Here is a 14,103-nt window from a genome sequence, read left to right as displayed (position 1 = left end):
GCATCTATGGAAGCGCTCCCATGGATAAGCGACAATGTAATGTGGACACCGCCGGTTGGGAAGCCCGCCGAGTGCGCCGGCAGCGTCGTAACGCACGTACGCGTTACCGCGACACGCGCTCGACGGCCGGGAAAGTCCGCCGGGATCCAACTCCTGTCCAGGACGTCGTCGCAGCTCAGGCCGATTGACCGATGCCGGTCGGGGATCCCGCGGATGGATCATGTGCCGTCCCCTCGGCCAATCTCGGAGGAATCCTCATGCCACAGCGTCGGCGCCTCGCGCGCGCGGCCGTCTGCACGGCCGCCGCCACGGCCGGTCTCGCCATCGGCTCGCCCGCCTGGGCGGTCGCCACGTCGATTTCGCTCAACCCGGCCCACGTGGGTTCGCAGGCGGGGACCTTCGCCAACCAGGAGTGTGGCGACGAACGGTTCGACGACCTTCCGGCCGGCTACGACGGGTGGCACTTCGTTCTCCCGCAGCAGGGGCGGGGCGACAGCAGCTTCGAGTCGCTGACCCTCACCTTCGCCAACAGCTCCACACCGGTCCAGGTGCGGGTGCCCGACAGCACCGACGCGTACCCGGACTACTTCTACAAGGCCGGCGACAAGGTGATGCACGCCTACGTCTTCACCCCGGCCGGCTGGACGCTGAGCGCCGGCACCGCCCAGATCACCGGCGGGGCCGACAAGTTCAACCTCAGCCACACGTGCGCCGGCACCAGCCAGTCGCCCAGCCCAAGCCCGTCGACCACCGCGTCGCCGACGCCGTCGACCTCCGTCTCCCCGTCGCAGTCCACGTCCCCCTCGCAGTCGACCTCGCCGTCGCAGTCGGTGTCGCCGTCGGACTCCGTCGCGCCGTCGGACTCGATCTCGCCGTCGCCGAGCACGGGTAGCGGCGGCGGCGAGGGTGGCCTGCCGAAGACCGGCGTCGCCGTCACCAGCATCGCGCTGGGCGGCGTCGCCCTCATCGGCGGCGGGGCGCTGCTGATGCTGCGCCGCCGTCGCGACCGGATCACCTTCACCAGCTGATCCCGCCGCAGTGCCGACCGGCCGCCGGAGCTCCTCCGGCGGCCGGTCGCGCCGTTGCTAGGGTCGGACGATGAATGCCCTGGAACCATCCCGTACCGCCATCCTTCTGATCGACCTACAACGACAGATGGTCGACCAGGCCCTCGCGCCGCACTCCGGTACCTAGGTGGTGGCCCGGTGCGTCGCGCTCGCCGACGCCGCACGCGCCGCCGGCGCGTTGGTCGTGGTGGTCCGGTTCGACCAGCCGGGCGTCGATCCACAGTCAGCCGGCAGCCAACTGGTGCCGGAGGTCGCGCCACACCCGGGCGACCTGGAGATCACCAAGCGCACCTGGGGCCCGTTCCACGACACCGGCCTGGACGCGACGCTGCGCGAGCGGGGCGTCGACACGCTGGTGGTGGCCGGCGTGGCCACCAACTACGGGGTCGAACAGACCGCCCGGATCGGCTACGAGATCGGCTATCGGGTCGTGCTGCCGCAGGACGCGATGAGCGGCCTCCAGACGTCCGCGCACGAGTTCGCGGTGAACAACATCTTCCGCGCGCTGGGCACGGTCTGCACCACCGCCGAGGCGGTCGACGCACTGGGCGGTTGATCCGCTCCCGCCGTCGATCCGTACTGACGGGTAACCGGTCGACGGCGCCCGGGGGCTAGGTCACATCATCGATGTTCGTTGATTTATTAGCGAGTGTCTGCGCAGCTCCGACGGCTCGCCATCGAGCGAGCCGCCGGGCTGCGCGGACGCGACCGTGTCCAGCCAGACAAACGTACTGTTGCTGACCCGCTACCCGGCGCGAGACAGTACCGGTCACCAGTGGTGCCATCGACGCCGCCGCTCCCCGGACAACCCTGAGGAGAACGCGATGGCACTACGACTCGCCGAGGGCACCGCATGGTCCGACGTCCTCGCCCGCGCGGTGGCCGCCACCCCGGAGGCGTTCGGCGCCGAGGTCGACGGCGTCACCACCCTGCACAACCTGGTCGAAGGCGACTGGCGGGCCATCGGCCGCCCCGCACCGGTCCGCACCCCGGTGGACAACACCGTCGTGGTCAACCTGCCCCGACTCGACGCCGACACCGCCCGCGCCGCGGTCGCGCACGCCGCCGCCGCGCACCGGGCCTGGGCCCAGACCCCACTCGCCGAGCGCAAATCCCGGGTCACTGACGCGCTGGACGCGCTCACCGCCCACCGCGACCTGCTCGCGCTGCTGCTGGTCTGGGAGATCGGCAAGCCGTGGCGGCTGGCCTGCGCCGATGTGGACCGCGCGCTGGACGGCGTCCGCTGGTACGCAGGCGAGATCGACCGGATGCTCGCCGACGGCCGCGAACCGCTCCCCGGCCCGGTCAGCAACATCGCGTCGTGGAACTACCCGATGAGCGTCCTGGTGCACGCCGAGTTGGTCCAACTGCTGGCCGGCAACGCGGTCATCGCCAAGACCCCGTCACAGGGCGGCGCGGTCTGCCTGACCGTCGCGCACGCGCTGATGCGCCGGGCCGGGCTGCCCGCCACGCTGGTCTCCGGCGGCGGCGAGGAACTGTCCGAAGTGCTGGTCCGCGCGCCGGAGATCGGGGCGGTGGCGTTCGTCGGCGGGCGCTCCAACGGGGGCAAGGTGGCCGCCGCGCTGCTCGACAGCGACAAGCGGCACTTCATCGAGCAGGAGGGCCTCAACGCCTGGGGCATCTGGAACTTTTCCCAGTGGGACCTGCTCGCCACGCACCTGAAGAAGGGCTTCGAGTACGGCAAGCAGCGCTGTACCGCGTACCCCCGGTTCGTGGTGCAGCGCGACCTGGTCGACGAGTTCCTCGACATGTACCTGCCGGTGGTGCGCTCGGTCCGCTTCGGCCACCCGCTCGCCGTGGACGAGACCTGGCGGCCCGGCGACCCGCTGCCCGAGCTGGACTTCGGGCCGCTGATCAGCGCCGCCAAGGCCGACGAGCTGCATCGCAAGGTCGACGAGGCGGTCCGCGGCGGCGCGGTGCCGCTGCACCGGGGCAAGCTGACCGGCGCACCGTTCCTGCCCGAGCAGGACACCTCGGCGTACGTGGCGCCGTCGGTGCTGCTCGCCCCGCCCGGCCGGTCCCGGCTGATGCACGCCGAGCCGTTCGGGCCGGTCGACACGATCGTCGTGGTCGACACCACCGACGAACTGCTGGCCGCGATGAACGCCTCCAACGGCGCACTGGTCGCGTCGCTGGCCTGCGACGACACCGACGAGGCCGGCAAGCTCGCGGTGGACCTCCAGGCGTTCAAGGTGGGCATCAACAAGCCGCGCTCGCGCGGCGACCGGGACGAGGCGTTCGGTGGCCGGGGCGCCTCCTGGAAGGGCGCGTTCGTCGGCGGCGACCTGCTGGTGCAGGCGGTCACCGTCGGCGGCGACAGCCGGCTCTACGGCAACTTCCCCGACTACAGCAGCTACCCCACCACCTGATCGAGGTGTGCGGAAGGGCCCCCTGGCGGCACGGCAGGGGGCCCGCTCGACACCGCGCTGGCGGAGTTCCTGCTATGCCCCGGGCGTCAGGAAGGTGCCCTTCCTCTCCACCGGAGCGGGGACGGCGAGTGGAACGGTGAGGGTGAGCAGGGCACCGTCACGCTCGCCAACGCTGGGCCGATCCAGCCGGCGCAGGGTCCGCAGCATCGGGGTGTTCTCGGCCTGGACGTGCAGCAGCAACGCCGCGTACCCGGCCCGGTCGGCGTGCCCGACCAGCCGGCGCAGCAGCGCCGAGCCCAGCCCCCGCCGCTGCCAGTCGTCGCGTACCAGCAGCGCCACCTCGGCCTCGTCGCCCTCGCCGAGCAGGTTCGCCATCGCGACCACCGACTCCGCCACACCGTCGGAGGCCGGTGCCGAGGCGATCAGGGTCAGCCCTCGGCTCGGCTCCAGCAGCCGGCGCAGTCGGGCCGGCTGCGGCAGCGCCGCCCCGCCCAGGTAGCGCCGGTGCCGGCTGCGCGCTGAGCAACCCTCGTGCAGCTCCAGCACGCCCGCCACGTCATCCGCGCAGGCCGGCCGGACGGTCAGCTCGGCACCGTCAGGCAGCACCAGGGTGACCTGTTCGGCGGCCCGGCGCGCCACCGTGGCGGCCAGCTCGACCAGAGCCTGCGCCCGCGCGTACTCCGCCGGAGTGAAGGCGGGCGCGGCCCGTCGCAGCGCGAACGAGCCGCCCGCCGGGTCGGCCAGCAGCATGCTGGCGCCGACGATCCCCCGGTCGAGGCCGATCGACGCGGGCCGCCAGCTGACCGAATCCGCGCCGAGCAGGGTACGCAGCGCCTCGCCCGTCGCGTCCGGGTCGCGCACCAGCCGGTTGGCCAGCCCGAGCACCCGGGTGGGCTGGTCGGCCAGGCCGCGCGCCTCGCTGCGCGCCACCCAGCAGTCCCGGCCCCGACCCCGCTCGACGGCGGCGATCAGTTCGGCCTCGTCGAGCGCGTCCGGCGCGTCGACCAGGAAATCGTCCACCGCGCCGTGCTCGGTGGGTTGCACCTGCACGGTGAGGATGTTGACCCCGCGCAGCGCGAGGCTCGCCGTGAGAACCGACAGGTACCCCGGTCGGTCGTCCACGGTGGCTCGAATCCGCCACAACGTCATGGTTGGCTCCCTTCCCCGGTATGAGCCTCGCCTCCGGCTGTTGCCGGCCGGTTGCTCGCCGGTGACGTCCCGGGAACTCCTCGGGTCACTCAGGGGCCAGCGACCACCGGAGGCGCACCGACCAGGTCCAGCCGGTCACCGAGGATCACCGCGCTGGCCCGGACGAGCTGGGTGAGCCGGTCCACCTCGGTGCTGTGGAACGCGGCGGCGGAGAGGGTGTCGCTGTGCTCACGGGCCACCACCAGCACCAGGCCGGCCCGGCCGAACGGCGTGATCGCGTGGTGCGTGCCGTCGGGCGTGGTCACCGACCGGCCGCGCAGCGGGGTCACCTCCGGCAGCCGCAGCGGTACGGGAGCCCGCCAGCTGGCGTGCTCGACGGTCGCCCCGCCGGTGCCTCCGGTCCGCGACGCCCAGTCCAGCGGCACCACGGCGGCAACGGCCCAGTCGGCCGCCAGCAGCCCGGGTACCGCGTCGACCAGGGTGGCCAGCCCGTCGGCGGGGTTCGCCGCGACCTGGGCCAGCAACTCCGCGTCCTGGCCGGTGGTGGTGGGCGCGCCGATCGCCCGCCACACACCGTCCACCCGGACGCCCGGAATCGCCGCGAGGCCGGCCAGCAGCCGCTCCACCCGGGCCGCGCCCGGCCAGACCACCGTGAAGTCGTCCACCGCGCGCCCGCCGAGCCGCTCCAGGACCACCACCTGGACGATGTCCGCGCCGGATACGCCCAGCGTGCGGGCGACCTGGCCGAGGGTGCCCGGACGGTCCGGCAGGGTGACCCGAACTCGCAGCAACATGTCTGTCCCTCCGCTCGGCGGGCCGGCAGCGGCCGGCAGGGCTGGTCCCAGCCTGGTCCGTGACCATTTCGTCCCTGTTGCAGAGGCATGTCCCGAGGGCAAAATCCGACCTTGACAACGTGAGCCGGCTGCCATCAACTAGTCGGATGACCGATCCGGCCGTCGATGCGATCCGGCCGGGAGCCGTTCCGGCCTCGCCCGCCGGGCTGGACCTGGCCCGGCTCGCCGACTATCTGGCAGAGCACCGCCCCGAGTTGGCCGTCGGCCCGCTGCGGGCCCAACTGATCGCGGGCGGCAAGTCCAACCTCACGTACCTGCTACGCCTCGGCGACCGAGAGGTCGTGCTGCGCCGGCCGCCGCTGGGGCACGTGCTGGCGACCGCCCACGACATGGCCCGCGAGTTCCGGGTCATCTCGGCACTGGCGCCGACCGATGTGCCGGTGCCGGGTGCGTTGCTGCTCTGCACCGACCCGGAGGTGCTCGGCGCGCCGTTCTACCTGATGGAGCGAATGCCCGGCGAGGTGTTCCGCAACCGCCACCAGACCGACCCGCTGGGCGACGAGCGACGCCGGGCCCTCGCAATGGCGATGATGGACACCCTGGCCGCGCTGCACACCGTCGAGCCGGCCGCGGTCGGGCTGAGCGACTTCGGCCGTCCCGAGGGCTACCTGGCCCGGCAGGTCCGCCGCTGGGCCGGGCAGCTCGACCGCTCGCGCAGCCGCCCACTGCCCGGCATCGACGAGCTGCGCGACCTGCTCGCGGCGACCGCGCCCGAGGGTGCGAACGCGGGCCGGATCGTGCACGGCGACTACCGGCTGGACAATCTCCTCGCCTCGGCCGACCCGGTGGCAGTGCACGCGGTGCTCGACTGGGAGATGGCCACCCTCGGCGACCCGCTCGCCGACCTGGGGCTGCTACTGACGTACTGGAACGTGCTGGGCGACAGCGAGACGACCGCCGGCAATCCGGTCGCCGACGGGCTCGGCCCGCGCGCCGGCTTCCCCACCGGCGCCGAGTTGATCGACCGGTACGCCGGGCGCAGCGACGTCGACGTCGGGCCGCTGCACTGGCACGTGGCACTCGGCTGTTTCAAGCTCGCGGTCATCTGCGAGGGCATCCACTACCGCCACACGCTCGGGCAGACGCTCGGCGAGGGCTTCGACCGGATCGGCGACATGGTGGCACCGCTGGTCGAACACGGGCTGACCGCCGCCAGGGAGCGGTGATGGATTTCTCGTACGACGCCCGGACCGAGGAACTGCGCGACGAGCTGACCCGGTTCCTGACCGAGCACGTCTATCCAGCCGAGGCGGTGCACGCCGAGCAGGCGGCCGCCGGCGACCCGTGGTCGCGTACCCCGGTGCTCGCCGAGCTGAAGGCGGAGGCCCGCAAGCGCGGCCTGTGGAACCTCTTCCTGCCCGACCCGCGCTACGGCGCCGGCCTGACCAACCTCCAGTACGCCCCGCTCGCCGAGCTGACCGGGCGCAGCCCGCACCTGGCACCGGAGGCGGTCAACTGTGCGGCTCCGGACACCGGCAACATGGAACTGCTGGCCGAGTTCGGCTCGGACGCGCAGCGGGAGCGCTGGCTCATGCCGCTGCTGGAGGGCGAGATCCGCTCCGCGTTCTGCATGACCGAGCCGGACGTCGCGTCCTCCGACGCCACCAACATCGCCACCCGGATCACCCGCGACGGCGACGAGTACGTGATCAACGGGCGCAAGTGGTGGTCGTCCGGTGCGATGGACCCGCAGTGCGAGATCTTCATCGTGATGGGCAAGACCGACCCGGACGCCGACCGGCACCGCCAGCAGAGCATGGTGCTGGTCCCCCGGGACACCCCGGGGGTGACGGTGCGCCGGGGCATGACCGTCTTCGGCTACACCGACGGTTCCCACGGCGGGCACGCCGAGATCGACTTCACCGACGTCCGGGTTCCGGCGGAGAACCTGATCGGCGCCGAGGGCACCGGTTTCGCCATCGCCCAGGCCCGACTGGGCCCGGGGCGCATCCATCACTGCATGCGGATGATCGGGATGGCCGAGCGGGCGTTGGAGCTGCTCTGCCGGCGGGCCAACGAGCGGATCGCGTTCGGCCGGCCGCTGGCCGAGCAGGGCGTGGTCCGGGAGTGGATCGCCGAGTCACGGGTGCGCATCGAGCAGTCCCGGCTGCTGGTGCTCAAGACGGCCTGGCTGATGGACACCGTCGGCAACAAGGGCGCGCACACCGAGATCCAGGCCATCAAGATCGGCACGCCGGCGATGGCGGAGTGGGTGGTCGACAAGGCCATCCAGGGGTACGGCGGCGCCGGCGTCAGCCAGGACACGCCGCTGGCCGCCCTCTGGGCGCAGATCCGCACCCTGCGTTTGGCCGACGGCCCCGACGAGGTCCACCGCAACTCCCTGGCCAAGCGCGAACTCCGCCGCTGGACCCCCACCCCCGCCTGACCACGCCACCCACCGCACCCCGCACCCCGCACCCCGCACCCCGCACCCCGCACCCGATGATCGCGCTCGATCCAGGATGTAGTCCCCTCGCCCAAGCCCAACACCACTACATCCAGGATCGAGCGCGATCATGCGCGCGCTTCACCCGGTGATCATGATGTTAGCGGTGCATCGTGCCCGAATTGTCCCCGTCAACCTCATGATCACGCCGCGAGGGGGCGCGGGCGCGAGGGGCGCGAGCGGGGAGGCCGGGGGGTTAGGCGGAGGCGCGGTGGACTAGTTGGGTGTCCAGGAGGATGTGGGGGGCGGGGAGGTCGTCGCCTCGGATGCGGGCGACCAGCAGTCGCGCCATCTGCCGGCCCATCTCCTCCACCGGCTGGAAGACCGTGGTCAGCGGCGGATCCGCCTGCCGGGAGATCGGCGCGTCGTCGAAGCCGATCACCGCGACGTCCTCGGGCACCCGCCGGCCGGCCTCGCGCAGGGTACGCAGCGCGCCGAACGCCATCAGGTCGGAGGCGACGAAGACCGCGTCCAGGTCCGGGCAGGCATCCAGCAGCCGCCGCATGCCGGCCGCGCCGCTGCCCTCGCTGAAGTCGCCGTACGCGATCAGGTCGGGGTTGACGCCGGCCCCGGTGGCCTTGACAGCCTCGGTGTAGCCGGCCAACCGGGCCAGGCCGGCGCCCATGTCCTGCGGCCCGGCGATGGTGGCGATCCGGCGCCGCCCCCGGCCGGCCAGGTACTCCACCGCCTGCCGGGCGCCGCCAACGTTGTCCACGTCGACGAACCAGGCCGCCTGGGCGCCCGGTTGCAGCATCCGGGCGGGCCGGCCGCCGAGGACGGCGGGCAGGCCGCGCTCCTCCAGCAGGGTCGGCAACGGGTCGGAGTCGTGCAACGACAGCAGCAGTACGCCGTCGACGTGCTGGTTGGTCAGGTGGTGCTCGACCCGCTCCCGCTCCACCGGCGACTGGGCCATGGCCAGCCAGAGCTGCATCGGCGTCTCCAACAGCGCGGAGCTGATCCCCCGCACGATGCCGGCGAAGAACGGCTCGGTGAAGACCCGATCACCGGATTCGGACACCACCAGCGCGACGGAGTCGGTCCGCTGGGTGACCAGCGCGCGGGCGGCCCGGTTCGGCACGTACCCCAGCTCGGCGATGGCCTGCTGGACCGCGGCCCGGGCCTCCGGGCTGACCTGGGGCGAGCCGTTGACCACGCGGGAGACCGTGCCCCGCCCGACGCCGGCGCGCGCCGCGACCGCATCGAGGGTCGGGCGCCCGAGCGACCGGGTGCGCTGCGTTGTCATCGTCTGCTCCTCCGACGGCGGGCGGACCCGGTGCCACCTGCGGGAGGTGGACACCAGGACCGCCCTGATGGCTGGCCCGAGCCTATTGTGCGGCCAGACCGTTGCGTCGGATCACCGAGGCGTACCACCTGGCACTGGACTTGGGGATGCGGACCTGGCTGTCGTAGTCGACATGGATCATGCCGAACCGCTTGGTGTAACCCCAGGCCCATTCGAAATTATCCATCAGCGACCAGGCGAAGTATCCGCGCAGGGGCACCCCGGCGTTGATCGCTTCGTGCGCGGCGCGCAGGTGGGCGTCGAAGTAGGCCAGCCGGTCGACGTCGTCGACCTGCCCGTCGACCACCGTGTCGACGAACGCGGAGCCGTTCTCGGTGACGTAGAGCGGCAGGTCGGTGTACTCGTCGTGCACCCGGCGCAACGTCTCGGTCAGGCCCGGGGCGTCGATCTCCCAGTTCATGTCGGTGACCGGGACGCCGCGCGTGACGAACCGGACGTCCTCGCTACCCGGCCAGCAGGAGGGTGCCCGCCAGTACGGCTCCGGCTCGGCGCCCTCGACCGGGGCGGCGACCACGTGCCGGCTGTAGTAGTTGACCCCGACCACCTCCAGTGGCGTGGAGATGGTCGCCAGGTCCCCGTCGCGCACGTGGTCGAAGTCGGTCACCGTGCTCAGGTCGGCCACCAGGTCCGCCGGGTACGACCCGCGCAGCAGCGGGTCGAGGAAGAACCGGTTGGCCAGCGCGTCGATCCGCCGGGCCGCGTCCACGTCGGCGGGGGCGTCGCTGGCCGGGTCGACCGGGTACAGGTTGACCGTCACGCCCACCTCGGCGCTGGGCCGGGCGGTCCGCAGCGCCTGCACGGCCAGGCCGTGCCCGAGCATCAGGTGGTGTCCGGCGCGGACGGCGTCCGCGCCGTCGGAGCGGCCGGGGGCGTGCACGCCGGAGCCGTAGCCGAGGAACGCCGAGCACCACGGCTCGTTCAGCGTGGTCCAGTAGCGCACCCGGTCGCCGAGCGCGTCGGCGACCAGCGTCGTGTAGTCGGCGAAGCGGGCGGCGGTGTCCCGGGCCGGCCAGCCGCCGGCGTCCTCCAGCGGCTGCGGCAGGTCCCAGTGGTAGAGGGTGAGCCACGGCTCGATGTCGTGCGCCAGCAGCTCGTCGACGAGCCGCCGGTAGAAGTCCAGGCCCTGCGGGTTGGCGGCGCCGGTGCCGCCGGGCTGTACCCGGGGCCAGGAGACCGAGAAACGGTACGACTTCAGGCCCAGCTCGGCCATCAGCGCGACGTCGCCGCCGAGCCGGTGGTAGTGGTCGCAGGCCACGTCGCCGGTGTGCCCGGCGAGCACCCGGCCGTCGGTGTGGCTGAAGGTGTCCCAGATCGACGGGGTACGGCCGTCCTCGGCCGCCGCCCCCTCGATCTGGTACGCCGCGGTCGCGGCCCCCCACAGGAAGCCGGGCGGAAAGGTCAGCCCGGGGCGCTCGTCGAGGACGCCGACGGCGGGCGGGCTGGCGGGGTTGCTCACGACTTGACGGCACCTTCCATGATCCCGCCGATGATCTGGCGGCCGAACACGATGAACACGATGACCAGCGGTACGGTACCGATCGCCGTGGCGGCGAACACCTGGGAGTAGTCGGTGTAGTAGGCGTACGACAGGAACGCCAGCGACACCTGCAGGGTGGGGTTCTCCGGGGTGAGCACCGCGTACGGCCACAGGTAGGAGTTCCACGTCTCCATGAAGGTGAGCAGGCCGAGCACGGCTGCGGCGGGCCGCAGCGCCGGCAGCACGATGTTCCAGTAGATCCGGAACGTGTTGGCCCCGTCGACCCGGCCGGCCTCGATCAGCTCGTCGGAGACCGCCTGGCTGGCGTACTGCCGCATCATGAACACGCCGAACGCGCTGACCAGGAACGGCACGGTCACCGCGTAGAGGGTGTCGTACCAGCCGAGATCCTGGATCATCCCCCAGAGCGGGATCAGACCGAGCTGGGTGGGGATCATCATGGTCACGATGATCGACAGCAGCAGGACGTTGCGGCCCCGGAAACGCAGCTTGGCGAACGCGAAGCCGGCCAGCGACCCGGTGATCACCACGGAGAGGGTGACCACCGACGAGACGATCAGCGAGTTGATCAGGCCGGTGACGAAGTTCGCCGCGTCGTTGTCGAGCACCCGGCCGAAGTTGTCGCCGAACGAGTCGCCGGGCGTCATCGGCGGCGGCACGTCGTTGATGGCGTCCAGGCTGCGGGTGGCGATGACGATCATGTAGTAGAAGGGATAGATCGAGAAGAGCACCGCGAGCACGAGTGCGCAGTAGGTCAGCGGGCTGGTGCGCCAGAGGCGCTGGGAGGCGGAGTTCACGGCTGTCTCCTCACTTCACCGAGCGGCGGACGAGCAGGAAGTTGAGCAGCGAGAACAGCGCGATCATGATGAACATCGCCCAGGCCACGGCGGCGCCGTACCCCGCCGTGTTCAGGTTCTCGATGCCGAGCTCGTACATGTACATGGCCAGCGTCTGGAACTCCCGCTGGTCGCCACCGGTGATGTTGCCGTTGGCGAAGACCAGCGGCTCGGTGAAGAGCTGCAGTCCGCCGATGGTCGACAGGATCACCACGAAGACGAAGGTCGGGGTGAGCATCGGCAGGGTGATCCGCCAGAACTGCTTCCACTGGTTGGCCCCGTCGATCGACGCGGCCTCGTACAGGTCACGCGGGATGGCCTGCATGCCGGCCAGCAGGATCAGCGTGTTGTAGCCGGTCCACCGCCAGTTGACCATCGACGCGACGGCGGTCCAGGAGCTCCAGCGTTGCGCGTCCCAGTCCACCGGGTCGACGCCGACCATGCCGAGCAGCCAGTTGAACACGCCGAAGTCGCGTTGGAAGAGCATCCCGAACACGATCGCCACCGCGGCGACCGAGACCACGTTCGGCATGAAGATCGCCATCCGGAACACCGTCCGGGCGCGGAGGAAGGTCCGGTTCAGCAGGTTCGCCAGGAAGAGGGCGAGCAGTAGCTGCGGGACGGTGGAGAGCAGGAAGATGCCGAAGGTGTTGACCGTGGCGTTCCAGAAGTACTCGTCGGTGACGAGCGCGGTGTAGTTGTCGAACCCGATGAAGGTGTGGTCACCGACCAGGTTCCAGTCGTGCAGCGACATCCAGGCGGTCCGCAGCATCGGGTAGAACCCGAAGACGCCGAAGATCACGAAGAATGGCGCGATGTAGAGGTACGGCGAGAACTTCAGGTCCAGGCGGGTCAGCGAGTGCGCGCGGGACCGGCGCGGGGTGGACGGGTCAGGGGGCGGCGCGGCGGGAGGCGGCGGCGCCGTCGTGGCCGGCAGGCTCATGGGATTTCCTTTCCCGGCGCCGGGAGGCCGGCGCTGCGGGGTGGCACGCGGAACAGGACGCCACCGGTGGCGTCCGGACGGCTGCCCGGACGCCACCGCTGTGGAGAGGAATCAGAGGTCAGAAGGCGCCCTGGGTCTTGGCGTCCTTGGCGAACTGCTCCCAGGCCTTGTCCTTCGCGGCCTGCCCGCTCTCGTACGACCGCAGTGCCGGCTCGAAGGCGTTCTCCTTGATGCCCTGGTGCTTCGGGCCGAGGTGCAGCGGCTGGATCTTCGCCACGCTGTCGCCGAAGATCTTTCCGGTCGGGGCGTTGTTGAAGTACTCGTTGGTGTAGGCGAGGAAGTCCGGGTTCTTCAGCGCCTCAAGGTTGGTCGGCAGTGGGCCCTTGAGCTTGAACGCCGCCACCTGGTTCTGGGCGTTGGTGAGGTACTCGGCGAGCTTCGCCGCCTCCTTCTGGTACTTGCTCTGCTCCGGCACGGCGAGCCAGGAGCCGCCCCAGTTGCCCGCGCCGCCGGGGACCGCCGCCACGTCCCACTTGCCCTTGTTCTCCGGGCCGGAGTTCTCCTGGACGATGCCGAGCATCCAGGACGGGCAGAAGGTCGCCGCGAAGGTGCCCTGCTTGAAGCCGGCCGACCACTCCGGCGACCAGGTCGCCGTCTTCGCGGAGATGTTGGCGTCCGCCATGGCGACACCGGTGTCCCAGGCCGCCTTGACCGACGAACTGGTCTCGGCGACGACGTTGTCCTCCTTGTCGTAGAACAGGTCACCGCCCTTCTGGAACATCACGGCGCTGGAGGCGGTGGTGACCGAGTCGAGCATCCCCTTGCCGGTGGCCGCGCGGTACTTCTTGCCGGTCTCGATGAAGCCGTTCCAGTCCGGCCAGAGGGCGGCGACCTGGTCCCGCTCGGTGGGCAGCTTGGCGGCCTCGAACAGGTCCCGGCGGTAGCAGACCGCGAGGCTGCCGACGTCGGTGGGCAGGCCGATCAGCCGGCCGTCCGGCGCCTTGCCCAGCTCGTACTTCCAGGGCAGGTAGTCCTTGCTGTGGTCGGCGACCAGCGGAGCGAGGTCGGCCCAGTTGGCCGGGTTGGCCTTGAACTCGTTGAGGATGCCCTCTTCGAGCGCGATGACGTCGGAGGCGCCCTTGCCGGTGGCCAGCGCGCGGACGATCTTCGGGCGGTACTCGTTGAGCTGGGCAGTCTTGCGCAGCTCGACCTTGATCCCGGTGTCCTTCTCGTACTGCTTGACGATCTCGTCGTAGCCGAATTCGCCGAAGGTGTCGACGACCAGCTTTGCCGGCTTCTCGCCGGCCGCCGGCTCGTCGTCGTTGCCGCAGGCCGCGAGACCGCCGATTGCGGTGATCGCGGCCAGGGCAGCGGCCGCCAGGCGGGTACGCCGCGTGGTGACACTCATTCGCTGACCCCTCTTTCCGGTGGTGAGGCTGGGTGGGTGTGGTGGGGGGTGCTTGCCGCGCCGGATCCGAGGAGCGTGGGTGACCCACGACACTCCCGGGAGCGCTCCCATGAGATTGCCGGCGGGTAACGGGGGTGTCAATAGGTCGATGGGAGCGTTCCCAGATCGTTACCGCCACCGGCCCGCCAGGCGCCTCACCCCACAGTGGG

12 protein-coding genes are annotated in these 14,103 nt (G+C 71.3%); 5 read left to right on the top strand and 7 right to left on the bottom strand.

Annotated features, from left to right (window positions below; all coding sequences use genetic code 11):
- The first annotated feature begins 257 nt into the window (after window positions 1-257).
- The 3 genes from OG470_RS15945 (at window position 258) to OG470_RS15935 (ending at window position 3,457) form a co-directional block, all read left to right on the top strand.
- Window positions 258-1,028, top strand: coding sequence for an LPXTG cell wall anchor domain-containing protein (locus OG470_RS15945; protein ID WP_328425059.1), 771 nt, complete (start codon window positions 258-260; stop codon window positions 1,026-1,028).
- Between the two features lie 166 nt (window positions 1,029-1,194).
- Entirely contained in the window at window positions 1,195-1,623 is a 429-nt protein-coding gene (locus OG470_RS15940) for a cysteine hydrolase (protein ID WP_328425057.1), read from the top strand.
- A 268-nt stretch (window positions 1,624-1,891) separates the two neighbouring features.
- The gene (locus OG470_RS15935; protein ID WP_328425055.1) at window positions 1,892-3,457 is read left to right on the top strand and encodes an aldehyde dehydrogenase family protein; all 1,566 of its coding nucleotides are present in this window, start codon (window positions 1,892-1,894) and stop codon (window positions 3,455-3,457) included.
- A gap of 72 nt (window positions 3,458-3,529) precedes the next feature.
- Here OG470_RS15935 and OG470_RS15930 read toward each other — a convergent pair whose 3' ends face one another.
- Together OG470_RS15930 and OG470_RS15925 are read right to left on the bottom strand one after the other, a co-directional pair.
- Window positions 3,530-4,606, bottom strand: coding sequence for a GNAT family N-acetyltransferase (locus OG470_RS15930; protein WP_328425053.1), 1,077 nt, complete (start codon window positions 4,604-4,606; stop codon window positions 3,530-3,532).
- A gap of 89 nt (window positions 4,607-4,695) precedes the next feature.
- Window positions 4,696-5,400: an amino acid-binding protein gene (locus OG470_RS15925; RefSeq protein WP_328425051.1), complete on the bottom strand. Its 705-nt coding sequence runs from the start codon at window positions 5,398-5,400 to the stop codon at window positions 4,696-4,698.
- 146 nt (window positions 5,401-5,546) lie between these two features.
- On the opposite strand from OG470_RS15925, the gene OG470_RS15920 reads away from it, so the two are divergent.
- Window positions 5,547-6,626: a phosphotransferase family protein gene (locus OG470_RS15920; RefSeq protein WP_328425049.1), complete on the top strand. Its 1,080-nt coding sequence runs from the start codon at window positions 5,547-5,549 to the stop codon at window positions 6,624-6,626.
- On the top strand, window positions 6,626-7,846 hold the full coding sequence (locus OG470_RS15915; protein WP_328425047.1) for an acyl-CoA dehydrogenase family protein: 1,221 nt from the start codon (window positions 6,626-6,628) through the stop codon (window positions 7,844-7,846). Before OG470_RS15920 ends, OG470_RS15915 begins: the two co-directional genes overlap by 1 nt.
- 256 nt (window positions 7,847-8,102) lie before the next feature.
- Here OG470_RS15915 and OG470_RS15910 read toward each other — a convergent pair whose 3' ends face one another.
- From OG470_RS15910 to OG470_RS15890, 5 genes are all read right to left on the bottom strand, one after another.
- Window positions 8,103-9,149 carry a LacI family DNA-binding transcriptional regulator gene (locus OG470_RS15910; protein ID WP_328425045.1) on the bottom strand — a complete coding sequence of 349 codons (1,047 nt, stop codon included), beginning with the start codon at window positions 9,147-9,149 and terminating at the stop codon, window positions 8,103-8,105.
- Window positions 9,150-9,231: 82 nt separating this feature from the next.
- On the bottom strand, window positions 9,232-10,665 hold the full coding sequence (locus OG470_RS15905; protein WP_328425043.1) for a GH1 family beta-glucosidase: 1,434 nt from the start codon (window positions 10,663-10,665) through the stop codon (window positions 9,232-9,234).
- The gene (locus tag OG470_RS15900; protein ID WP_328425042.1) at window positions 10,662-11,504 is read right to left on the bottom strand and encodes a carbohydrate ABC transporter permease; all 843 of its coding nucleotides are present in this window, start codon (window positions 11,502-11,504) and stop codon (window positions 10,662-10,664) included. Before OG470_RS15900 ends, OG470_RS15905 begins: the two co-directional genes overlap by 4 nt.
- A gap of 10 nt (window positions 11,505-11,514) precedes the next feature.
- Window positions 11,515-12,486 (bottom strand): carbohydrate ABC transporter permease, encoded by a 972-nt coding sequence (locus tag OG470_RS15895; protein ID WP_328425040.1) that lies wholly within the window; start codon window positions 12,484-12,486, stop codon window positions 11,515-11,517.
- 118 nt (window positions 12,487-12,604) lie between these two features.
- Complete coding sequence (locus tag OG470_RS15890) at window positions 12,605-13,894, bottom strand: ABC transporter substrate-binding protein (protein WP_328425038.1); 1,290 nt, start codon at window positions 13,892-13,894, stop codon at window positions 12,605-12,607.
- Window positions 13,895-14,103 lie beyond the last annotated feature (209 nt).

Origin of the sequence: Micromonospora sp. NBC_00389 (genome assembly GCF_036059255.1) — a bacterium.
GTDB lineage: Bacteria > Actinomycetota > Actinomycetes > Mycobacteriales > Micromonosporaceae > Micromonospora.
The sequence above is the reverse complement of the archived record's forward strand: the minus strand, read 5'-3'. Positions and strand labels throughout refer to the sequence as shown.